Below are 21,382 nucleotides of genomic sequence, written 5' to 3' on the forward strand. Positions count from 1 at the left end.
TTATCGCCCCATGAGTGCGTTGGCGGAGATTACGCTTACGACGCTAAAAGGCGTCGGCCCGAAAATGGCAGAGCGGCTTACCAAGCTAGGCCTGCTGACAGTTCAGGATGTGCTGTTTCATTTGCCACTGCGCTATCAGGATCGTACCCGCGTTACCCCAATCGCGAGTTTGCGGGTAGGCGATTATGCCACTGTGGTCGCGGATGTTGTGGATGCGAAGGTGCATTTTGGGCGGCGCCGGGCCTTGCTGGTGCGTGTGCATGACCGTTCAGGTACCTTAACGCTGCGCTTCTTTCGATTTTCTGCCGCCCAGCAAAAGCAATTTAGTACCGGCCAAAAAGTGCATTTGTATGGTGAAATGCGACCGGGGCCAACGGGCCCTGAAGTGATTCATCCTGAGTATAAAATTGTTGAGAGCACGGAGAGTATTCGCGTTGACGATGCGCTCACCCCAGTGTACCCCACCACGGAAGGTGTTCATCAGCTCACATTACGTAATCTAGTGACTCAAGCCCTTAGCTACTTAAACAGCACGAGTTTGCCGGAATTGCTTCCGGCTGAACTGCGCTCCGGTAGACCGGATTTAATCACGGCTATTCGTACCTTGCATCACCCGCCCCGCGACATTAATCAGCAACAGCTATTGGACGGCATTCACCCAACCCAGCGCCGACTTGCCCTAGAAGAGTTACTGGCGCATCAACTCAGTATGCTATTTGCGCGGCAGCAGCAACAAGCGGTAGCGGCGCCTGCGATAGCGCCGTCGCAACGCTTAAAGCAAGCGTTGTTGCACACCTTGCCGTTCTCTCCTACCGCCGCACAAACCCGAGTAGTGGGAGAAATTGAATCGGATTTACAGCTTGGTTTGCCGATGTTGCGCTTAGTGCAAGGGGATGTAGGTTCAGGAAAAACGCTAGTGGCCGCCATGGCCGCTTTATCGGCGATTGAAGCGGGCTATCAGGTAGCGCTGATGGCACCCACCGAGTTGTTAGCAGAACAGCATGCGCAAAGCTTTTCTATGTGGCTCGAGCCGTTAGGTATTCGGGTTGGTTGGCTAACCGGAAAGCTCAAGGGTAAAGCGCGTGCGCAAACCTTACAGGAGCTAGGCGATGGCACCCTTGGTTTTATTGTCGGTACCCACGCCTTGTTTCAAGAGAGCGTCCAGTTTCATCGTTTGGCCCTGGTGATTATCGATGAGCAACATCGGTTTGGTGTCCATCAGCGCTTGGCGCTGCGGGAAAAGGGCGAACAACAAGGTATGCATCCGCATCAATTGGTGATGACGGCGACACCGATACCGCGCACCTTAGCCATGACCGCCTATGCGGATTTAGCGACCTCGATCATTGACGAGCTTCCACCGGGTCGAACTCCCGTGCACACAGTGGCTATTCCCGATACACGGCGTGATGATGTGATTGAACGCTTGCGACACGCCGTGATCAGTGAGAAACGTCAGGTATACTGGGTGTGCACCCTAATTGAAGAATCGGAAGTATTGCAGTGTCAGGCGGCAGAAGATACCGCCGCATACTTGCACGAGACCCTGCCTGAACTGCGTATTGGTTTGGTCCATGGTCGGCAGAAAAGTGCGGAAAAAGAATCAGTTATGCAACAGTTCAAGGCCCATGAACTGGATTTGCTAGTAGCGACCACGGTTATTGAAGTGGGTGTCGATGTGCCGAATGCAAGTTTAATGATTATTGAAAACCCAGAGCGCTTGGGGCTAGCGCAATTACATCAACTGCGTGGGCGCGTGGGCCGTGGGGCGGTGGCGAGTTCTTGCGTGCTGCTGTATAAAACCCCCTTATCAAAACAAGCGCAAGAGCGCTTAGGTGTGCTGCGTGATAGTCATGATGGTTTTGTTATTGCTGAAAAAGACCTGGAGTTGCGCGGCCCTGGTGAGTTACTCGGCGCCCGGCAAACCGGCTTGGTACAAATGAAAGTGGCGGATTTAGCCCGGGATAGCGATCTCATTCCGGAAATACAAAGCATTGCTCAACAATTATTCACGCACTTTCCTCAACACAGTGACGCTCTCATGCAGCGTTGGCTGCCAGATAAGGAACGCTACGCTTCCGTTTAATTGTGCGCGGAATGTGCCCTGTGTATTGGGCAAATCGTCGGTATCGTATACACTAGGCCTGAATTTTAATAGCCAGGCAGTTTTTCATGAAAAAGCACGATGACAGTACACACTTTGGTTTTAAAACCGTTGCTAAAGACGAAAAAGCGACCATGGTTGCTGGTGTGTTCCATTCTGTTGCAGGCAAGTATGACTTAATGAACGATGTGATGTCGTTTGGAATTCATCGCTTGTGGAAACGATTTACTATTGATTGTAGCGGTGTTCGTCGCGGCCAAAAGGTGTTGGATTTGGCGGGTGGAACCGGCGACCTAGCGGCGAAATTTTCGCGCATGGTCGGGCCGGAAGGCGAAGTTGTTCTTGCCGATATTAATGAATCAATGCTGCAAGTGGGTCGTGATAAATTGCGTGATATGGGAATCGTTGGCAATGTGCGTTACGTGCAAGCCGATGCTGAGAAACTGCCATTTCCCGATGATACTTTCGATCTTATTACCATTGCTTTTGGACTGCGCAACGTGACCGATAAGGACGCTGCACTTCGTTCCATGCTGCGGGTGTTAAAGCCGGGCGGCCGCTTGTTGGTGTTAGAGTTCTCGAAACCTGAAGTTGAGCTTCTGTCGAAAGCGTATGATATCTATTCTTTCCATGTTATGCCGCGTATGGGCGCATTTATCGCCAACGATAAAGACAGTTATCAATATTTGGCGGAGTCGATTCGCATGCATCCAGATCAAGATACCTTGAAGACGATGATGGAAGAGGCCGGCTTTGAACAGGTGACCTATCATAACCTCACCGGCGGTATTGTCGCACTCCATCGAGGTTTTAAATTCTAATGCCAGTGCTTCCGGTGGTTCGGGCGTCGATTGAGCGAGCGTTGAATGTCGCGCTTGCCAACGACCCACGTGCCAAACAGCGTTTGGCCGGGGTGCAGGGAAAGTGTTTCCGCTTGCATGTACTCGAGTTGCCTGAACCCATGACGCTATTTTTCTACCCTGATGCTATTGCGCTATTGGGGCCGGATTTTGAAGCCGTGGATGGTTCGGTAACTGTGGCTTTCGCTGATCTGTTTGAATTGAGCGATGCCAGTAAAGTGACGCAGATGCTGCAGACAGGCAAGGTAAAAATTACCGGCGATCCGGTGTTTGCCCAGCAGGCGGCACAGGTGTTTCTCAAACTTGATATCGACTTTGAAGAAATGTTTGCCAACTATTTGGGTGATGTCCCGGGTTATTGGCTGGCGCAGGGCATCGAAAAACTGCGTCGATTGAAGCCTCGGACAGCGGATATGAAGCAGCGCGCAAGCGATGTGCTGACCAACGAAATGAAATTAGCGGCAAGCCCTTTGTTTTTTGCCTTGTACCAAGATGATGTCCAGGCCTTGCGCAAACAATTGGATCGTTTAGAGAAACGAGTAGATTCTATAGCGAAGCGGCACGATCTGCCGCCGAAAACGGAGTAAGCCGGTGCGAGCTTTTCGCTTATATAAAATTTTTAGTACGCTGCTTAAGCACGGAGTGGATGATTTAATTCCACGGCGCTGGCTGCCCTGGTACATCCGATTATGGCGCCGCAGTGCGTTTTGGCTACGCAATAGATACCCGGATAAACCCTTAGCAGAACGCTTGCGCATGGCGTTAGAAGCACTCGGTCCGGTGTATGTGAAACTGGGCCAAATGTTATCAACACGGCATGACTTGCTTGAACCCGAGATGATTTTACAGCTGTCGATGTTGCAAGATCGGGTGGTGCCATTTCCCGGTGAGGAGGCCCAGCGGATGGTTCAGGAATCTTTGGGCATCGCCGACATTTCTGAGCTATTTGAATCCTTCACGGTAACACCCATTGCCTCCGCGTCGATTGCGCAAGTGCATGCGGCCACCATCCGCCATAAAGAAACGGGAGCGACTCAAGATGTCGTGGTGAAAGTCACGCGTCCGGGCATTGTGAAAACCATTGATGCGGATCTAGAGTTAATGGAAGCGGTAGCTGGATTAGCCGCACGCTATTTGCCTGATGGCAAACGCTTGAAACCCGTGGAAGTTCTCCAAGAGTATCGCAAAACCCTATATAACGAGTTGAGCTTGGATCGCGAAGCGGCCAATGCAATTCAGTTGCGCCGTAACTTTACCGATTCGGAACTCCTGTATATCCCTGAGGTTTTCAGTGAGTATACGCGCCCGAACGTGATGGTGATGGAACGTATCTATGGCATTCCAGTGAACGATGTGGCGCGCATTCGCGAGCTTGGTATTGATTTGAAAACCTTGGCGGAGCGCGGTGTTGAAGTGTTCTTTACGCAGGTATTCCGTGATTCCTTCTTCCATGCGGATATGCACCCGGGGAATATTTTTGTCGACCCAGAATCGGCCAGTAACCCACGATATTTTGCGGTGGATTTTGGCATCGTCGGTACCCTAAACCGGGAAGATAAACGTTATCTTGCGGAAAACTTTATCGCCTTTTTTAATCGAGATTATCGCAAAGTCGCAGAATTACATGTGGATTCAGGCTGGGTGCCCACAAACACCAATATTGAGGAGTTTGAGTCGGCTATCCGTACGGTATGTGAACCCATTTTTGAAAAACCATTGGCAGAAATTTCCTTCGCTAACGTGCTTCTGAATTTGTTTAACACCGCACGACGCTTTGAAATGGAAGTTCAGCCGCAGTTGGTGTTATTGCAAAAAACCCTATTGTATGTGGAAGGTTTGGGCCGCCAACTCTATCCGCAGCTGGATTTGTGGAAAACGGCAAAGCCCTATTTAGAACGTTGGATGCAAGAGCAAATTGGCTGGCGCGCGCTGGTCAGAAGCTTAAAAGAGCAAGCGCCCTATTGGGCAGAAAAGCTGCCGGAAATGCCGACTTTGCTATACGATACGTTAAAGCAGGTACGCAATAGCAGTCGCAATGCCCAGCATTATGCAGATGTGTTCTTAGAACACCAGAAGCGGGCAGCGGTGAGCCGCTGGTGGAGCTTGCTGGCGGCAAGTTTAACTATAACAACCGCGGCGTTCGTAGTCGCGCCAATGACAATGATTTGGCCCACAGTAACGGGCGTAGCAGCCGTACTGACGTGGTGGCGAGCGTGGTCGGCCAAACCTTAAACGAGACGTTGAAAACGTAAAGAGAGAAACAACATGGGTATTAGTATTTGGCAATTATTAATCATTCTGCTCATTGTGGTGTTGGTGTTTGGAAGTAAACGCCTGCGCGGCTTGGGTAGTGATTTAGGTTCTGCGTTTCGGGGCTTTAAGAAAGAAATGGATTCGGATCAGAAGGCGGATAAGAAAGAAACTGAGCAATTGCAAAAGCCTTCGTCGGATTCTGCCTCACCAGAGGACAGTAACGAAAAGCAATCTGAGCAGGAGTCGCAGAAGCGCGATTAATCTATGTTTGATATCGGCTTTTGGGAATTACTGATCATAGCGGTTATCGGGCTTTTAGTGCTCGGCCCTGAGCGCCTGCCCGGTGCTATCCGCTCATTGCAGCGCAGCATTGCGAAATTCCGAGCCTTTGGTAGTCGAATGGAAGCCGAGATTAATCATGAATTGCGCGTGAAGGAACTGCACGATCATTTAAAGCAAATTGAATCGGCGGAAGATATGGAAAACCTCTCCCCCGAGTTAAAGCGTTCGCTAGAGGAGTTGCAACGGGCGGCTGCGTCAGTGCGGCAACCCTATGCACCAGAGCTTGATTCTGGACAAGAAACTTCCGACCAAGAGAGCAACACGCCAGCCTCCGATCAGAGCGATAACGCCTCAGATCCCAGCAAGCCAAAGGATTCTTAGGATGCAAGAAGCAGGCTTACTCGATCACTTAGCGGAGTTGCGCAAAACCCTACTGCGATCAGTAGCCGTTGTGATGTTGATTTTCGTAAGTTTGATCTACTTTGCGCGCGATCTCTACCGCTGGCTGGCGGATCCCCTTATGGCACACTTGCCTGAGGGAACCAGCATGATTGCCACCGATGTCGGCGCGCCATTCTTTGCCCCATTTAAACTTACCCTCGTGGTTGCGGTGCTAGTCGCCATCCCATTTCTGCTGCATCAAATCTGGCGTTTTATTGCTCCCGCGCTGTACCAAAAAGAGAAGCGCTTGGTTGCGCCTTTGCTCATTAGTAGCAGCTTACTGTTTTATGCAGGCATCGCGTTTGCCTACTATGTGGTGCTGCCACTCGCATTTGCCTTTTTTACCAGCATGGCACCGGAAGGCATCACCATAGCCACCGACATCTCCAGCTATTTGGATTTCGTGCTTAAAATTTTCTTTGCTTTCGGAATTGCATTCGAAATTCCGGTTGCCATTATGTTGTTATGCTGGAGCGGAACCGTTACACCGCAAACCCTGAGAGAGAAACGCCCCTATGTGATTGTGGCGGTTTTTGTGGTCGGTATGCTACTCACGCCACCGGACGTAATTTCCCAGACCTTACTTGCAGTTCCGATGTGGTTACTGTATGAACTAGGCATAGTGTTGGCTGGCTTTTATACAAATAAAACAAAGGAGGAACAGCCGTGAGGTTTGCCGCAAAATTAGTAATTGCAAGTGCATTGGTGATGACGAGTTCGCCCTTAAGTGCTGACGAATCAGTGAGTGCCCAATTGAAGGCCTGTGCGCAGATTCAAAGCGCCCTACAACGCCTCGATTGTTTTGATGAGCTTGCTGCGGGTATTGAAGCAACGTCGGCGCGAGAGCGCGGCCGCGGCGCAGCGCAGGGCCGTGGTGCCGATGCGCGCACACGGGGACAGGCTCGTGCTGAGGAAGCACGTGAACAAATGGATCCGGAAGAACGCGTAGAATGGGCCCAGCGGCAAAGTGAAGAGCGCGCTCGCGAAGCAGAAGCGCGTGCCCGCGCAGCAGAACAGCGTGCTGAGCAAGCCGAAGCGCGCGCTCGTGAAGCTGAACAGCGTCGGCAAGAACAGGCGGAACAGTCGGGTAAACCGATCGAAGGCCGTGAGTATGTGAATATTGTGGAAGCGTGGCAGAATCCACGCGGCGTCTGGCTGTTCCGTTTAGACAATGGACAGGTTTGGCGTCAGCAAGGTACGGAGACTTTCCATTACAGTGCCAGCACTCAGTATTACATTGAAGAAGGACGTTTATTAAATAGCTACTTCTTGGGTACTGATGGCCAGAATCGGCGGATTCGTGTGCGGTTAGATCGGTAGGCATGCCGTCATGCTTGTCGATTGTGGCGTAAACCTTACGGCCCCCGCGTTTCGTGATCGAATCGCGGAAACCATGCAAAACGCACAGCAGCATGGCGTTACCCGTATGGTGTTGATCGGGACCTCGCTAGAAACTAGCGCCGATGCAGCTCAGTTAGCCGTGCAGTGGCCCCACTGCGTGGCAACGGTCGGTGTCCATCCTCATGATGCAGCGCAGGTTCCGACCGATTATATAGAACGTCTCCGTGATTTGGCCAAGCAACCGGGTGTGCGCGCTATGGGTGAGTGTGGGTTGGACTATAATCGCAACTATTCACCACCGGCGGTTCAGCGTCGGGTGTTTGCAGAGCAACTGGAACTCGCTGTCGAGTTGCAGCTTCCAGTTTACCTGCATGAGCGTGACGCCCTTGCCGATCAGTTAAGTATTCTAGATGACTATATTGGAGAACTGCCGGGCGCGTTCACCCATTGCTTTACGGGCGACCAAGCCAGTCTCGAGGCCTATTTAGCCCGCGATTGCTATATCGGTATCACCGGTTGGGTTTGTGATGAACGTCGTGGCTTGGATTTGCAACAGGCATTGCTGCATATCCCCGATGACCGTTTGTTACTGGAAACTGACGCCCCTTATCTATTACCTCGCACCATCAGGCCAAAACCAAAATCACGGACCAATACGCCCGCGTATTTACCCTACGTTGTGCAAGAAGTGGCGCGGCTGAGACAACAATTTGAGAACGATATTGCAGTAATCAGTAGCCGCAACGCAGTAACTTTATTTGGCGATTGGCCGGCTTCGACTGCGGAGATACGTCATGGCTAAATGGGCTGCTGCACATCGATGGAAAGGACTCTGGCCACTGATTATCGTGCTATGTGCATGTCTTTCTATGAGCACCGCAGCTGCTGAAGAGCGCATAGTTCCATCCGTTTCGTATGTAAAAGATAGCAATGCTGAATATATCTTTGAGCAGGTCATGGCACTGCCAGAACAAGCCTGGACCTCACTCGGTACTGACTCTATTTCGTTTGGTTATGACACCAGTCCTTTTTGGTTTCGCATTGATATTCCGGCGGGCACGGGCGACCGCTTGTTGCAAATTGAGTATCCGCTTATCGATGACGTGCGACTCTATTATGTAACGCCTGAGCAAGCGCCTGTGCATTATGCAATGGGCGACCGGCTCCCCTTTCCCGAGCGCCCTATTTTAGCCAATTCCTTTGTGACCAAAATACCGTTTGATCATGCCCACACCGCGTTCCTTCGAGTGGAAACAACTAGCTCGGTTCGCGTGCCATTGTATATCTGGCAAGATAGCAGTTTTTACGCCAGTCAGGGACCGCTGAGTGTGGCGGTGGGATTGTATTTTGGCGTATTGATTTGCATGGTGGTGTACAACCTTTTCGGCTATGTAGTTACACGCGAGACCAGTTTTTTTAGTTACTCTGTTTATGTGGTTTTTACCGGTTTGCTGATGTCAGCGCTCAGTGGTGTCGGCTTTCGCTATTTGTGGCCCGAGTTTATTTGGTTGCAGGAGCGCGCCATCGTGCTCTTTGGGGGCTTTGCCTTCGTCTTTGCAACGCTATTTATTACGCAATTGCTCAACTTGCGAAAGAATGGGCCTAATTGGCACCGCGGGCTAGTGATTTTAGGCATTGTCGCGGGCATTATCGCCGTAGCCAGCATGCTGTTACCCTATTCTTTGACAATTCGTATGCTGCTCGCATTTGCAGTTATTGCATGCAGTTATGTGATGGTTCTTGGCGCGGCGATGTGGTTGCGCGGCATGATGTATGCGCAAATATTTATGTTGGCATGGTTTACCTTTTTGGTTTCCATCATTTTCAATGCGCTAGGTTATCTGGGAATTCTCGACGGCCAGTTTATTCAACGATATGCCATTATGATCGGCTCCGGTATCGAGGTCTTGCTGCTGTCGTGGGTAGTCACGTTAATGTACTCGGAAGAGCGAACACAAAAACTTGAAGCCCAAGATAGTGCATTGAGACATGCGCTTGAGGCGCAAGCAGCTCAGCGTGAATTGAATGAGGCTTTAGAGGCCCGTGTGGCAGAGCGCACTGCAGAGTTGGAACAAGTCACCGCTCGCTTAAAACTTGCCAATATTGAGCTTGAGCGTAAGAGTCATGAAGACGGACTCACGCGCCTATTTAATCGGCGCTATTTTGATGAACGGCTGTTGCAAGAATTCAGTGAATCTGAGCAGCGCGGGCAGCCATTATCGGTAATTATGGTTGATATCGATAACTTTAAGGCCCTAAACGATACCTATGGACACATGATCGGTGATGATGTGCTCGTGGCATTTGCCAAACGATTGCAAGAAACCGCGAGTCGCGTCCACGATTTTGTGTGTCGTTACGGGGGCGAGGAGTTTGTTGTGGTATTGCCCGGAACGGATGCAGATGCCGCGCATAAAGTGGCCGAGCGTTTACGTACGGCTATTCGCTCAGAGCCGTTTCAAAGTGCAGCAGGCCCGCTAAAAGTTACCGCCAGCTTTGGTGTTGCAACCCATACAGCGACTTCGCCTAAGGCAAGCGGTCAGGATTTATTAGATGCGGCTGATAAGGCGTTGTATCGCGCGAAATCACAAGGACGCGACCAAGTGGTTCAGATGCTTGCCTCCGATGAGTAGCAATTATCCTCGGCGGATTCGTCTTTTTTTACCATTTTCCAGTACAATACACAGCAACATGCACGAAATAGGATAAACCATGTCTGTCTACCCCTTTGCTGGATTTCCCATGCGTAGAATGCGTCGCTTACGCCGGCACGAGTTTAGTCGTCGTTTAGTGGCGGAAAACCATCTCACGACTGCAGATCTTATCTATCCCATGTTTGTGCTTCCGGGAGAAGGAAAAAGAGAGGCGATAGCATCAATGCCGGGCATTGAGCGTGTTTCTATTGATCATCTCGTGGCGGAAGCAAAAGAATTATATGCACTAGGCATTCCCATGATCGCAATCTTTCCGGTAACCCCAGACAGTGCGAAATCGGAGTTGGCTGAAGAAGCGTGGAATTCAGAAGGCCTTGCGCAGCAGGCGGTACGGGCAGTTAAGCAGGCGGTGCCGAATATTGGGATCATGACCGACGTGGCCCTCGACCCGTTTACCACCCACGGTCAAGATGGCATTATCGATGCGAGTGGTTATGTGCAAAATGATATCACTACCGAAGCCCTCGTAAAGCAAGCCTTGTCTCATGCCGAGGCTGGCGCTGATGTGGTGGCTCCATCGGATATGATGGATGGACGTATCGGCGCGATTCGCGAAGCGCTAGAACAAGCCGGCTTCCCAATGGTGCAAATCATGGCCTATTCAGCCAAGTATGCATCTGCTTATTACGGGCCATTCCGCGATGCTGTCGGATCGGCTGGAAATCTAAAAGGGGCGGATAAGAAAACCTATCAAATGGATCCGGCCAACGGTGATGAAGCACTGCACGAAATAGCCCTAGACTTGGAAGAGGGTGCCGACATGGTCATGGTAAAACCCGGCATGCCTTATTTGGATGTGGTGCGGCGCGTGAAAGAGACCTTTAACGTGCCTACCTTTGCTTATCAAGTAAGCGGCGAATACGCGATGCACATGGCCGCTATCGAAAAAGGGTGGTTGGGCGAAGCGACTATCTATGAATCATTACTGGCGTTTAAACGGGCGGGCGCGGACGGCATTCTAACGTACTTCGCGAAACGCGTGGCGCAACAACTCAACGAGCAAAAGTAGCCCGATTACACTTCGTTCAAGGTTAAGCCCCCGAAGCGCTGTTGCCACAGCGCTTCTTTTTCATACAGGCTCCGTAAATAGGGATTGGCTTGTAAGTAACCCTTCGGAAAATTCAAAACAAAGTGATCGTCGTTCACCGTGAGGATGCCATTGGCTATCATATCGTCGCGGCGGCGCTGGCAGCCTAATACAGCCAGTCGTAGCACCCGACTGAGTCGCGCTAAAGGTAAGTAATCGGGTAGTGATTCAGGCTCTGCATCATCGTCGATTATACCGGCCACACCGCCAAGTAACTCCAACAAGAACTCGCGTTCACGTACGGAGAATCCAGGCAAGTTGGTATTGGCAAGCATATAGCGGCCGTGGCTGCTCGCGTGCTTGTAGTTTAGGGTAAGGCCGATTTCATGCAGATAACTGACCGCCCGTGCTAACCGTTCGGCACTTTCTCCTTGAATATCCATCCATGACTCTGGGCAGGCCTCTAAATATTGATCAGCGAGCTTTTCAACGCGAGCAATTTGGTCTGCATCCAGATGATAACTTTCGGTCAGGCTTTCGAGCGTGCGTAATTGCACATCGTTGTGTTGGAGTTCTTCGAGCATGCCGTAAATTAAGCCCTCACGAAGTGCACCTTCCGTTGCTTCAATGGTTTTCATACCAAGACTTCGAAACGCACCGATGAGGATGCATAAACCGGTGATAAACACCGGCCGCCGAACAGGGCGCAAGCCATGAACATCAAGGGCCTCAATACTGCCGAAATTAATGCATTCTTGCAGGAGTTGTTCTAACCAGGTAAGGGTAAAACGCAGTGGTAGCCCACGGGCAATGGCAATCTCCTCGAGGGACTTAAAGGTGCCGGATGCGCCGAGCGCAGATTCCCAGCCATGCTGCTGATAAGCGCCTACGTGCGGTTGAATCAGTTTTTGAACCTTGGCAATGGCTGCATCAGTATTGCTGCGGGTAATGTCGCCGTCGTGAAAAAACTCATTAATAAGCGTGACACAGCCCATATCAAGACTTTGCAAATAACGTGACTCAAAGCCCTCACCCACGATGATTTCAGTGCTGGCACCCCCAATATCAATCACTAACATGGCGCCTTGTACTGAGGTCGTGTGGGCAATCCCCTGAAAGATAGTCGCGGCTTCTTCATCGCCACTGATGATACGGAGCGGATGCCCGAGGGTATCGCGAACTTGCTGTAAGAAAGGGTCGGAGTCTTTAAGTTTTCGCAGGGTTGCCGTACCCACGGCGGTAATGTTTTCCGGGGCAATATCGCGCACCCGGTCGGCAAAAATAGCTAAGCAATCGAGCGCGCGCGTGCGCGCTTCCTCATCGAGGTCACCTTGCGCTGTAAGGCCTCCAGCAAGACGCACTTTACGGCGAATTTTAGAGACCACTTGCAGGGAACCGGCAACCACACGCACTACGAGCATGTGGAAACTATTGGAGCCCAAGTCGATGGCGGCATAATATTGTTTTGATCGCATCGTATGGGCTCCGTTCTATCGTCGTTTAACCGTGCTTACGTTGGCGCGGTCCGGAGTGGCGGCGGCTATGTTCGCGACCACTTTGCAGGCGACGTTTTTGGGGAATGTGCGGCTTCTTGAGATCAGTTAACAGGGCATCGCTGTCATATTTGGTGACGGCAATTTCATGTTGAATGTAATTCTCAATGGCTGGCAAATTGTAGACATACTCTTCACAGGCAAAACTAATCGCTTTACCGCTAGCGCCGGCACGACCAGTGCGGCCGATACGGTGCACGTAATCTTCACAGTCGTCAGGTAAATCGTAGTTGAAGACGTGACTTACCGCAGGAATATGTAAACCGCGGGCGGCAACATCGGTGGCCACAAGAATGTCGATCTTTCCTTCGGTAAAATCTTCCAGAATACGGAGACGTTTGCGTTGCGGTACGTCACCGGTGAGAAGACCAACGCGATGCTTGTCAGCAAGTAACCAGTGGTAAACGTAACTGCACCCATGCTTGGTATTACTGAAAACAATTGCTTTATCCGGCCAATCTTCTTCAAGTAATGTAAGCAATAACTTAATTTTGTCTGGCTTTGAAGGATAGAACAGCTCTTCTTCGATTCGGGCGCCTGTCATTTGCTCAGGCTCGATCTCAACACTGGTTGGATCGTTCATTTGTTCGTAAGCAAGCTCTTTCACGCGGTGTGAAAGGGTGGCTGAAAATAATAAATTGAGACGCTCCGGCGCCGGTGGCATTTTTTTCAACATGTAACGGACATCATCGATAAAGCCTAGATCGTACATACGATCGGCTTCGTCGAGCACAACCACATCGATATTATCGAGTTTATAGGCGCCCTGTTTGAAGTAATCAATTAAGCGCCCACAGGTGCCGATTAACACGTCAACGCCTTCTTGCAGCTCGGCGCGTTGGGCATCGTAGCCCTCACCGCCGTAAACCACCGCCATTTTCAGGCCGCAGCTTTTTGCAATAGCTTCACCGTCGTTAGCGATCTGAACGGCAAGTTCTCGCGTAGGAGCCATAACAAGGGCACGTGGTTGCGTTTCGTCCGGATTTCTCTTGGGATTCGTCATCAAGTGGTTGAATAATGCCACAAGAAAAGCGATAGTTTTTCCGGTGCCGGTCTGTGCTTGACCAGCCACATCTTTGCCCTGCAACGCAAGTGGCAAGCTCATTGCTTGTATTGGCGTACAGAACTCATAGCCGATTTGATTTAAAGCATCCAGAACTTTAGGATGCAAACCCAAGGCGGCAAATTGGGTTTCAGTAAGGTGTTTTTTGCTCATAGGTGCAGAGTTTAACAGGTTTAGACTTGCATTAGAAAACAGAATATAATGCGCTGCTACAAAAAAGTTAGCAATGCATGCAACCGATTGGAGATGCAACATGAGTGATAATATTGTTCAGCTAAGTGACGATAGCTTCGAAGCCGACGTGATTAACGCTGATCAACCGGTTCTCGTAGATTTTTGGGCCGAGTGGTGTGGTCCGTGCAAGATGATTGCGCCGATCCTCGATGAAGTTGCCGATGAATTCGCAGGCAAACTGAAAGTGGGTAAGCTGAACGTTGACCACAACAATCAGACGCCTCCGAAGTATGGTATTCGTGGTATTCCAACTTTATTGCTGTTTAAGAATGGTGAAGTGATTGGAACCAAAGTAGGCGCGATGTCAAAAACGCAATTGGCAGAGTTCCTCAACGAACACGTCTAAAGTTCCAGAAGGTCAAGGAAACATCCCATGGGTGGCTCCATTTGGACCTGAAATTTGAACGCCCTTTGTGCAAACAGGCATAAGGGCGTTTAAAAACTGGACGATTTAAATTTTTGGTGTTACTTTTACCTCGGCAGCACTTCTGATGCTGAGCCACTACAAACCAGCTTCAGTAAATCATCGCTTTCCAGACTGCTGCATGTTGCTTGCTAGCCCGCAAGCAGATAATAAAGTTACCCGTAAACAAATCCGAAGGTGTGTTGTTCAACGTAGTTGACGTATTGGTTCTGTCATCGGCTTCGGCTGTATGGTTGCCTCACACAGCGTTCTACGGCACATGCAAGATAGAAATCGAAACTCAATAAGAGCACAGCTTTAACGACATACGCATTCACAATTGGCATTCTCAGAACTGACATATTTCTGTGCCATGGTGGAACGCAAACCTCAAATCTAACCACTGATTAAAACCTACCGACTATGAATCTGACTGAATTAAAGAACAAGCCCGTCAATGAATTGGTAAACCTAGCCGCAGAAATGGGCTTGGACAATATGGCGCGCTTGCGCAAACAAGACATTATCTTTGCCATCCTCAAAGCTCATTCAAAGAGCGGCGAAGATATCTTCGGTGATGGCGTTCTTGAAATCCTCCAAGACGGCTTTGGCTTCCTTCGCTCCGGCGATTCCTCTTACTTGGCCGGCCCAGACGATATTTATGTATCGCCTAGCCAAATTCGTCGTTTTAACTTGCGTACGGGTGATACCGTAGCGGGAAAAATACGGCCACCGAAGGAAGGCGAGCGTTATTTCGCGCTTCTGAAAATCCGTGAAGTAAACTTCGATAAACCAGAAAACTCGCGCAATAAAATCTTATTTGAAAACTTAACCCCGTTGCACGCCAATGAGCGTTTGCGCATGGAACGTGGTAATGGTTCAACCGAAGACATCACCGCACGTATTCTTGATTTAGCCTCACCTATCGGTAAGGGCCAACGTGGCTTGATTGTTGCGCCACCGAAAGCAGGTAAAACCTTGCTTCTGCAAAACATTGCGCAATCTATTGCGGCCAATCACCCAGATTGTGATTTGATGGTACTGCTGATTGATGAGCGTCCAGAAGAAGTGACCGAAATGCAACGCTTGGTGAAAGGCGAAGTGATTGCATCAACCTTCGATGAGCCAGCCAGCCGACACGTTCAAGTAGCAGAAATGGTGATTGAAAAAGCCAAGCGTTTGGTAGAACACAAGCGTGATGTGGTAATTTTGCTCGATTCGATTACGCGTTTAGCGCGCGCATATAACACCGTTATACCCAGTTCAGGAAAAGTACTGACCGGTGGTGTGGATGCCAATGCGTTGCATAAGCCAAAGCGTTTCTTTGGTGCAGCTCGGAATGTAGAAGAGGGTGGCTCGTTGACCATCATCGCCACGGCACTGATCGATACCGGCTCGAAGATGGATGAAGTCATCTACGAAGAATTTAAAGGGACGGGTAACATGGAATTACACCTGAACCGTAAAATCGCCGAGAAGCGTGTTTTCCCAGCCATTGATTACAACCGTTCGGGCACCCGTCGCGAAGAGTTGTTAACCACACCTGATGAGCTGCAAAAAATGTGGATTCTGCGGAAAATCGTTCACCCTATGGGTGAGATTGAAGCGGTCGAGTTTGTCATTGATAAATTGCAAATGACAAAAACCAATGATGAATTCTTTGATTCTATGAAACGGTCAAAATAATCCATGAAGTATCGTGATCTCCGAGATTTCCTTGCTCAGCTTGAGCAACAAGGACAGTTGAAACGCATCACGACGGAAATCGACCCTAAGCTGGAAATGACAGAAATTGCCGACCGCACGCTAAAAGCGGGTGGTCCGGCATTGTTATTTGAGAATCCGAAAGGCCATACCATCCCTGTACTTGCCAATTTGTTTGGTACACCCGAGCGCGTGGCTATGGGTATGGGCCAAAGTGACGTTGCGCAGTTGCGCGAGGTGGGTAAATTACTCGCGTATCTAAAAGAGCCTGAGCCGCCTGCGGGCTTCAAAGACGCCATGTCGAAGTTACCCTTGCTAAAGAAAGTACTGAGCATGGCCCCGAAAGTTCTCAAAAAAGCACCCTGCCAAGAAGTGGTGGTGTCCGGTGATGATGTCGATCTCACCTCAATTCCAATTCAGCACTGTTGGCCCGGTGATGTTGCCCCGCTAGTAACCTGGGGTCTCACGGTGACCAAAGGGCCATTGAAAAAGCGCCAGAACCTCGGCATTTATCGGCAGCAATTGCTTGGCAAAAACAAGTTGATCATGCGTTGGCTGAGTCACCGCGGTGGTGCACTCGATTTTCGCGAATTTTGTTTGCAGAATCCCGGCCAGCGTTTTCCCGTATCGGTGGCGTTAGGTGCGGATCCAGCGACCATTCTAGGCGCAGTGACACCGGTGCCAGATACGCTGTCTGAGTATGCTTTTGCCGGCTTGTTGCGGGACAGTAAAACCGAAGTGGTGAGCTGCGTCAGTAATGACCTGCAGGTTCCCGCTCATGCTGAGTTTGTCTTGGAAGGGTATATCGAACCGGGCGAGATGGCAGAAGAAGGACCCTATGGTGATCACACGGGCTATTACAACGAAGTTGAGAAATTTCCTGTGTTTACCGTGACCCATATTACCCATCGTAAAGATCCGATTTATCACAGTACCTATACTGGCCGGCCCCCGGATGAGCCAGCAATTTTGGGCGTGGCACTGAATGAGGTGTTCGTTCCTATTTTGCAGAAGCAGTTTCCAGAGATCGTCGATTTCTATTTACCGCCTGAAGGCTGTTCCTATCGTATGGCCGTGGTGACGATGAAGAAGTCGTATCCCGGTCATGCCAAGCGGGTCATGCTCGGAGTATGGTCATTTCTGCGCCAGTTTATGTACACCAAATTTGTGATTGTCTGCGATGACGACGTAAACGCGCGTGATTGGAAAGATGTGATTTGGGCGATTACAACGCGCATGGATCCGGCTCGGGATACTGTATTGATCGAGAATACCCCGATCGATTATTTAGATTTCGCGTCGCCTGTTGCAGGTTTGGGCTCGAAGATGGGGTTAGATGCAACCAATAAATGGCCTGGTGAAACGGATCGTGAATGGGGAACCCCCATTACGATGGATGAGGCCACAAAGCAGCGTGTTGATGCGTTGTGGGATGAGTTAGGAATTCTGGACTAGTTATATGTATCAATGTGTTGCCGAAGTACGTCGCTGTGAAGCAGTGAACGATTTTGTTTATCTTGTCGATTTGGAATTGCCAGAAGCGGTCGCGTACACCCCAGGACAATATTTATTGGTGGTGATGGGAGAACGTGATCAGCGTCCATTTTCGATTGCATCGACGCCAGCAGAGGGTCGTCGTGTTAGTTTGCATCTTGGGGCGACTCCAGACAATCCGTATGCGTGGGAAGTGCTTGAAGCCATTCGCAGCCAAGGTCAGCTGAATGTGAGCTTGCCGCACGGCGACGCCGGCTACGATGCGGATCGAACACGCCCCCTGCTGCTTATCGCAGGCGGGACCGGTTTTTCTTACACCTGGTCTATTTTACAAGCGCATCTGGCCCGCAATACGGATCAACCCGTGGTGTTGTTTTGGGGCGCGCGGCAGTTGAGCGACTTGTACATGCACGATGAATTATTAAGCTTGGCAAAAGCACATAGCCATTTTGATTATGTACCCGTACTGGAACAACAGGCGGGTAGCGAAGATGCCGTGAAACAAGGTTTAGTGCTCAATGCGGTGTCTGATCATTGCGATGATATCGCGCGCTATGATGTGTACATTGCGGGTCGTTTTGAAATGGTCCGGGTCGCCCGCGATACATTTCATGCCATGGGCTTACCGAAGCAACAACTTTTTGGCGATGCGCTGAGCTTTATTTGAAATTCATCGCAAAGTCGTTATACTGCGCGGCGTTGGTTTGGCGTGGGTAGCTGCGGCAAACACAACGATTACCAAAGGGGTGCCCATGTGGGCTGAGATGTGAGTTGGCGAAGGCTAATTCCGAACTCTTTGTACCTGATCCGGTTAATACTGGCGTAGGGATTGGTAATGCACTTCAGACCAATACGGCGGATAACCGGATCTCATCTTTTAGCAGGTATTCAAAAGAAGAGATCCAGCATGACTATTTCAAAAGTAACTCGCGCGGTTTGTACCGCACTCTCTCTTGGTGTTCTCGTGCCATTTTCTGTGGCCGCAGAAGACAACGTTGAACAAGACGCACAATCTATCGAACGCATCCTGATTATTGGCGATTTCCGCGCCCGTGGCATTGAAGATGTGGCGGGTAGTGTGTCTGTGCTGCACGGTGAAGATTTGCGTGGCCGTGAAGCCGATCATCTTGAAAACGCCCTTATCATGGCACCGAATGTTAATCTTGCCTCTGGCGCGAGCCGCAGCAGCTTTTTCCAAATCCGCGGTATTGGCGAACGTAGCCAATTTGTCGATCCGATCAATCCATCAGTGGGCTTGATTATCGACGGGATTAATTACAGTGGTATTGGCGCCGCCGGTACCTTGTTCGATATCGGTCAAGTGGAAGTGTTCCGCGGTCCGCAAAGCACCCGTTATGGGGCTGATGCCATGGCTGGGGTGATCTACCTTGGTTCTGAGCCGGTTGATTTTAGCAGCGGCGGACAGGTTGAGGCGTTGTGGGCAAATTATAATACCTATGCCGCCGGCGTTGCTCTTCAGCATGGCTTTAGCGATCAGTTTGCCATGCGCGGTTCATTGTATAGTTTTGTTAGTGATGGCTTCCAAGAGAATATTTTTCTTGACCGCAAGGACACTCAAAACAAAGATGAGCTGACACTGCGCTTAAACAGCACATGGCTGGTGAGCGAGGATCTGACCTTAGATTTCACCTACCATCGTTTTGATATCGATAATGGTTACGATGCTTGGTCATTAGACGGCAATCGCCAAACCCTGTCGGACACCCCTGGCCGCGATACCTTGGATAGCCACGCCGGCCGCGTTGCCGCCACCTATTCTGGTAACGATGGCTATATTGTTGAATTGATGACGTCGGCATTGTGGGCAAAATCTGAATATAGCTACGACGAAGACTGGGCGTTTGAAGGCATTCGTCCGGGCTGGGAATATAATAGTTTTGATGCCTACTTCCGAGACCGCGAGCAAGTGGAAGTAGAAGGACGTATTTTATCAGACCAACCGATCGCGCTCTTCGGCTTGCCAACAGATTGGCTCTATGGTGTTTACTACCAAGCGCGTCGGCAAGATTTGGACCGTGAATACACCTACTTAAGCGCACCCTTTGCCAGCCGCTACGACACGCATCGTACGGCAGCTTATGCAGAACTCCAGCAGCAACTGACCGATCGTTTGCGTCTTACGTATGGCTTGCGCTGGGAGCGCTATGGCAACGACTATGCCGATAGTCGGGGCATTACCGCAGAACCGACCGACTCTGCTTGGGGCGGACGGGTCAGCGTTGAGTATGCATTGGCACCTATGCGTCAGGTCTATGCAACGGCTACTCGCGGTTTTAAGGCTGGTGGCGTGAATGGTGAAGCCCTTGGCCGCGTCGAAGACCGTAATCTTGAAGACCATCGGGAGTTTTTAGAGTCGAGAGCGACCTTTAGTCCAGAGTATCTGACGAGTGTGGAAGTGGGTTACAAGGCATTTTTGCCAGAGCATAGCCTGCAGTTCCAAGTAAACGCGTTTTACAGCTGGCGCGACGACATGCAAGTAAATGCGTACGTAGAACGTGATGGCGTGTTTGTGACCTATGTGGATAACGCATCCGATGGCAGCAACTATGGTTTAGAGGCATCGGTTAACTACTTTGCAACCGACCGCGTTCGCCTATTTGCTTCGTTAGGATTGTTAGAAACACAATTTAACGATTTGTTGCTACGGGACGGAAGCAATCTGCGTGGCCGTAGTCAGGCCCATGCTCCTCGCTATCAAGCCCATGTGGGTGGAGATTTTGAACTCGGTCAAGGACTCACCCTGCGCGTAGAAGTGGATGCCCGCGATCGTTTCTATTACTCCAACACCCATGATCAAAAGTCATCACCGTATCAATTACTGCATGCGCGTTTAAATTACGCCATCGGCGATTGGGAATTGAGTCTGTGGGCGCGTAATTTGTTCGATGAAGATTACACCACCCGTGGATTCTATTTCGGCAATGACCCACGTAAAGACTATGCACCTGAAACTTATGTGCAGTGGGGCGAGCCACGTCGTGTGGGTGTCACTGCACGCTATCGATTTTAACTGAGGTGAACGATGCAATTCTCAGCAGAAATTAGTTTATACCCACTGGCCGATGAATTTCGGCCAGTGATTAAAGAGTTTGTTGAGCGTTTAGCAACTTACTCTGAGATTACGGTAAACACGAACACCATGAGTACACAAATCTTCGGTGATTATCGTACCGTGATGACGATTGTGACCGATGAGCTTGAGAGGGTATATCAGAAGGTTCCATCTCAGGTTTTGGTGTGCAAATTTATCAACCGCGATCTCAACCCAAATGGATAGGCTGCTCGATATTCTTGAAATGTCGTCCCCGGTAGAACTTACCGCGGTTGCCTTGGCGATTGTCTATGTGGTCTTTGCCATTCGACAAAGCCTGTGGTGTTGGCCGGCGGCGATTGCGAGCGCCTCGCTGTTCTCGTGGTTCTTTTATCACGGCCAGCTGTACATGGAATCCGGCTTGCAAGCCTATTACGTGGTCATTGCGTTTTATGGCTACTGGGTATGGCGCAACAAAGCGACTAACGGTGCCGCGCCGATTTCCACAAAGCCTCTCGGTTTTCACGTCGTTTGGATTTTCCTGTTGATCGTCAGTAGCATTGTTATTTCAATTCATCTGCGTTTACACACGGATGCTGTGTTTCCAGAACTCGATACAGTGACCACACTGTTCAGCTTGTTCGCCACCTATTTAGTGGCGCGCAAAGTTCTGGAGAATTGGCTATATTGGATTGTGATTAACAGCATGTATGTCTGGTTATTCATGTTGAAAGAGTATTATGTGACTGGGACTCTTGCTGCAGTTTATGTCATCATGTCTATCATAGGCTTTTATCGTTGGCGGCGGGATTATCGCCAAGGTGTAAAATCACAGTCAGTGCTTGCACGGACGTAAA

20 protein-coding genes and 1 riboswitch are annotated in these 21,382 nt (G+C 50.2%); of the genes, 18 read left to right on the forward strand and 2 right to left on the reverse strand.

Going from position 1 to position 21,382, the window contains the following annotated elements; all coding sequences use genetic code 11:
* The first annotated feature begins 10 nt into the window (after positions 1-10).
* The 11 genes from recG (at position 11) to hemB (ending at position 11,004) form a co-directional block, all read left to right on the forward strand.
* On the forward strand, positions 11-2,086 hold the full coding sequence (gene recG / locus HXZ99_RS07875) for an ATP-dependent DNA helicase RecG (protein WP_194756740.1): 2,076 nt from the start codon (positions 11-13) through the stop codon (positions 2,084-2,086).
* Positions 2,087-2,172: 86 nt separating this feature from the next.
* Positions 2,173-2,925 (forward strand): bifunctional demethylmenaquinone methyltransferase/2-methoxy-6-polyprenyl-1,4-benzoquinol methylase UbiE, encoded by a 753-nt coding sequence (ubiE, locus tag HXZ99_RS07880; protein WP_194756741.1) that lies wholly within the window; start codon positions 2,173-2,175, stop codon positions 2,923-2,925.
* Positions 2,925-3,551 (forward strand): ubiquinone biosynthesis accessory factor UbiJ, encoded by a 627-nt coding sequence (locus tag HXZ99_RS07885; protein WP_194756742.1) that lies wholly within the window; start codon positions 2,925-2,927, stop codon positions 3,549-3,551. Before ubiE ends, HXZ99_RS07885 begins: the two co-directional genes overlap by 1 nt.
* A 4-nt stretch (positions 3,552-3,555) precedes the next feature.
* Positions 3,556-5,196, forward strand: a complete 1,641-nt coding sequence (gene ubiB / locus HXZ99_RS07890; RefSeq protein ID WP_194756743.1) for a ubiquinone biosynthesis regulatory protein kinase UbiB — start codon at positions 3,556-3,558, stop codon at positions 5,194-5,196.
* Positions 5,197-5,229: 33 nt separating this feature from the next.
* Positions 5,230-5,478, forward strand: coding sequence for a twin-arginine translocase TatA/TatE family subunit (gene tatA, locus HXZ99_RS07895; RefSeq protein ID WP_194756744.1), 249 nt, complete (start codon positions 5,230-5,232; stop codon positions 5,476-5,478).
* Positions 5,479-5,481: 3 nt separating this feature from the next.
* Complete coding sequence (gene tatB, locus HXZ99_RS07900; RefSeq protein ID WP_194756745.1) at positions 5,482-5,880, forward strand: Sec-independent protein translocase protein TatB; 399 nt, start codon at positions 5,482-5,484, stop codon at positions 5,878-5,880.
* A 1-nt stretch (position 5,881) separates the two neighbouring features.
* Positions 5,882-6,610: a twin-arginine translocase subunit TatC gene (tatC, locus tag HXZ99_RS07905; protein ID WP_194756746.1), complete on the forward strand. Its 729-nt coding sequence runs from the start codon at positions 5,882-5,884 to the stop codon at positions 6,608-6,610.
* Positions 6,607-7,260 carry a hypothetical protein gene (locus tag HXZ99_RS07910; RefSeq protein ID WP_194756747.1) on the forward strand — a complete coding sequence of 218 codons (654 nt, stop codon included), beginning with the start codon at positions 6,607-6,609 and terminating at the stop codon, positions 7,258-7,260. The genes tatC and HXZ99_RS07910 overlap by 4 nt, the downstream gene beginning before the upstream one ends.
* A 10-nt stretch (positions 7,261-7,270) precedes the next feature.
* On the forward strand, positions 7,271-8,083 hold the full coding sequence (locus tag HXZ99_RS07915; protein ID WP_194756748.1) for a TatD family hydrolase: 813 nt from the start codon (positions 7,271-7,273) through the stop codon (positions 8,081-8,083).
* Positions 8,076-9,914 carry a sensor domain-containing diguanylate cyclase gene (locus tag HXZ99_RS07920; protein ID WP_194756749.1) on the forward strand — a complete coding sequence of 613 codons (1,839 nt, stop codon included), beginning with the start codon at positions 8,076-8,078 and terminating at the stop codon, positions 9,912-9,914. Before HXZ99_RS07915 ends, HXZ99_RS07920 begins: the two co-directional genes overlap by 8 nt.
* 79 nt (positions 9,915-9,993) lie before the next feature.
* Positions 9,994-11,004 carry a porphobilinogen synthase gene (hemB, locus tag HXZ99_RS07925; protein WP_194756750.1) on the forward strand — a complete coding sequence of 337 codons (1,011 nt, stop codon included), beginning with the start codon at positions 9,994-9,996 and terminating at the stop codon, positions 11,002-11,004.
* Between the two features lie 5 nt (positions 11,005-11,009).
* Here hemB and HXZ99_RS07930 read toward each other — a convergent pair whose 3' ends face one another.
* Positions 11,010-12,497, reverse strand: coding sequence for a Ppx/GppA phosphatase family protein (locus tag HXZ99_RS07930; protein WP_194756751.1), 1,488 nt, complete (start codon positions 12,495-12,497; stop codon positions 11,010-11,012).
* 25 nt (positions 12,498-12,522) lie between these two features.
* The gene (rhlB, locus tag HXZ99_RS07935) at positions 12,523-13,791 is read right to left on the reverse strand and encodes an ATP-dependent RNA helicase RhlB (RefSeq protein ID WP_194756752.1); all 1,269 of its coding nucleotides are present in this window, start codon (positions 13,789-13,791) and stop codon (positions 12,523-12,525) included.
* Between the two features lie 100 nt (positions 13,792-13,891).
* Between rhlB and trxA the strand changes: the two genes are divergently transcribed.
* The 7 genes from trxA to pnuC all read left to right on the forward strand — a co-directional run bounded on the left by trxA (position 13,892) and on the right by pnuC (position 21,381).
* Entirely contained in the window at positions 13,892-14,218 is a 327-nt protein-coding gene (trxA, locus tag HXZ99_RS07940) for a thioredoxin TrxA (protein ID WP_194756753.1), read from the forward strand.
* Positions 14,219-14,698: 480 nt separating this feature from the next.
* Positions 14,699-15,961 carry a transcription termination factor Rho gene (gene rho, locus HXZ99_RS07945; protein ID WP_194756754.1) on the forward strand — a complete coding sequence of 421 codons (1,263 nt, stop codon included), beginning with the start codon at positions 14,699-14,701 and terminating at the stop codon, positions 15,959-15,961.
* 3 nt (positions 15,962-15,964) lie between these two features.
* Entirely contained in the window at positions 15,965-17,434 is a 1,470-nt protein-coding gene (gene ubiD / locus HXZ99_RS07950) for a 4-hydroxy-3-polyprenylbenzoate decarboxylase (protein WP_194756755.1), read from the forward strand.
* A gap of 4 nt (positions 17,435-17,438) precedes the next feature.
* Positions 17,439-18,140, forward strand: coding sequence for an NAD(P)H-flavin reductase (gene fre / locus HXZ99_RS07955; protein ID WP_194756756.1), 702 nt, complete (start codon positions 17,439-17,441; stop codon positions 18,138-18,140).
* 65 nt (positions 18,141-18,205) lie between these two features.
* Positions 18,206-18,319: riboswitch (TPP riboswitch) on the forward strand.
* 61 nt (positions 18,320-18,380) lie between these two features.
* On the forward strand, positions 18,381-20,504 hold the full coding sequence (locus tag HXZ99_RS07960) for a TonB-dependent receptor (RefSeq protein WP_194756757.1): 2,124 nt from the start codon (positions 18,381-18,383) through the stop codon (positions 20,502-20,504).
* Between the two features lie 12 nt (positions 20,505-20,516).
* Positions 20,517-20,771 carry a YkoF family thiamine/hydroxymethylpyrimidine-binding protein gene (locus HXZ99_RS07965; RefSeq protein ID WP_194756758.1) on the forward strand — a complete coding sequence of 85 codons (255 nt, stop codon included), beginning with the start codon at positions 20,517-20,519 and terminating at the stop codon, positions 20,769-20,771.
* Positions 20,764-21,381, forward strand: coding sequence for a nicotinamide riboside transporter PnuC (gene pnuC, locus HXZ99_RS07970; protein ID WP_194756759.1), 618 nt, complete (start codon positions 20,764-20,766; stop codon positions 21,379-21,381). The genes HXZ99_RS07965 and pnuC overlap by 8 nt, the downstream gene beginning before the upstream one ends.
* The last annotated feature ends 1 nt before the right edge of the window (position 21,382 follow it).

This window comes from Aliidiomarina indica (assembly GCF_015354615.1).
Classification (GTDB): domain Bacteria; phylum Pseudomonadota; class Gammaproteobacteria; order Enterobacterales; family Alteromonadaceae; genus Aliidiomarina; species Aliidiomarina indica.

Excerpts from the sequence above, each read along its gene's own strand:
- recG (WP_194756740.1), top strand. The coding sequence starts at position 11 with ATGAGTGCGTTGGCGGAGATTACGCTTACGACGCTAAAAGGCGTCGGC.
- ubiE (WP_194756741.1), top strand. The coding sequence starts at position 2,173 with ATGAAAAAGCACGATGACAGTACACACTTTGGTTTTAAAACCGTTGCT.
- HXZ99_RS07885 (WP_194756742.1), top strand. The coding sequence starts at position 2,925 with ATGCCAGTGCTTCCGGTGGTTCGGGCGTCGATTGAGCGAGCGTTGAAT.
- tatA (WP_194756744.1), top strand. The coding sequence starts at position 5,230 with ATGGGTATTAGTATTTGGCAATTATTAATCATTCTGCTCATTGTGGTG.
- tatB (WP_194756745.1), top strand. The coding sequence starts at position 5,482 with ATGTTTGATATCGGCTTTTGGGAATTACTGATCATAGCGGTTATCGGG.
- tatC (WP_194756746.1), top strand. The coding sequence starts at position 5,882 with ATGCAAGAAGCAGGCTTACTCGATCACTTAGCGGAGTTGCGCAAAACC.
- HXZ99_RS07915 (WP_194756748.1), top strand. The coding sequence starts at position 7,271 with ATGCTTGTCGATTGTGGCGTAAACCTTACGGCCCCCGCGTTTCGTGAT.
- HXZ99_RS07920 (WP_194756749.1), top strand. The coding sequence starts at position 8,076 with ATGGCTAAATGGGCTGCTGCACATCGATGGAAAGGACTCTGGCCACTG.
- hemB (WP_194756750.1), top strand. The coding sequence starts at position 9,994 with ATGTCTGTCTACCCCTTTGCTGGATTTCCCATGCGTAGAATGCGTCGC.
- HXZ99_RS07930 (WP_194756751.1), bottom strand. The coding sequence starts at position 12,497 with ATGCGATCAAAACAATATTATGCCGCCATCGACTTGGGCTCCAATAGT.
- rhlB (WP_194756752.1), bottom strand. The coding sequence starts at position 13,791 with ATGAGCAAAAAACACCTTACTGAAACCCAATTTGCCGCCTTGGGTTTG.
- trxA (WP_194756753.1), top strand. The coding sequence starts at position 13,892 with ATGAGTGATAATATTGTTCAGCTAAGTGACGATAGCTTCGAAGCCGAC.
- rho (WP_194756754.1), top strand. The coding sequence starts at position 14,699 with ATGAATCTGACTGAATTAAAGAACAAGCCCGTCAATGAATTGGTAAAC.
- ubiD (WP_194756755.1), top strand. The coding sequence starts at position 15,965 with ATGAAGTATCGTGATCTCCGAGATTTCCTTGCTCAGCTTGAGCAACAA.
- fre (WP_194756756.1), top strand. The coding sequence starts at position 17,439 with ATGTATCAATGTGTTGCCGAAGTACGTCGCTGTGAAGCAGTGAACGAT.
- HXZ99_RS07960 (WP_194756757.1), top strand. The coding sequence starts at position 18,381 with ATGACTATTTCAAAAGTAACTCGCGCGGTTTGTACCGCACTCTCTCTT.
- HXZ99_RS07965 (WP_194756758.1), top strand. The coding sequence starts at position 20,517 with ATGCAATTCTCAGCAGAAATTAGTTTATACCCACTGGCCGATGAATTT.
- pnuC (WP_194756759.1), top strand. The coding sequence starts at position 20,764 with ATGGATAGGCTGCTCGATATTCTTGAAATGTCGTCCCCGGTAGAACTT.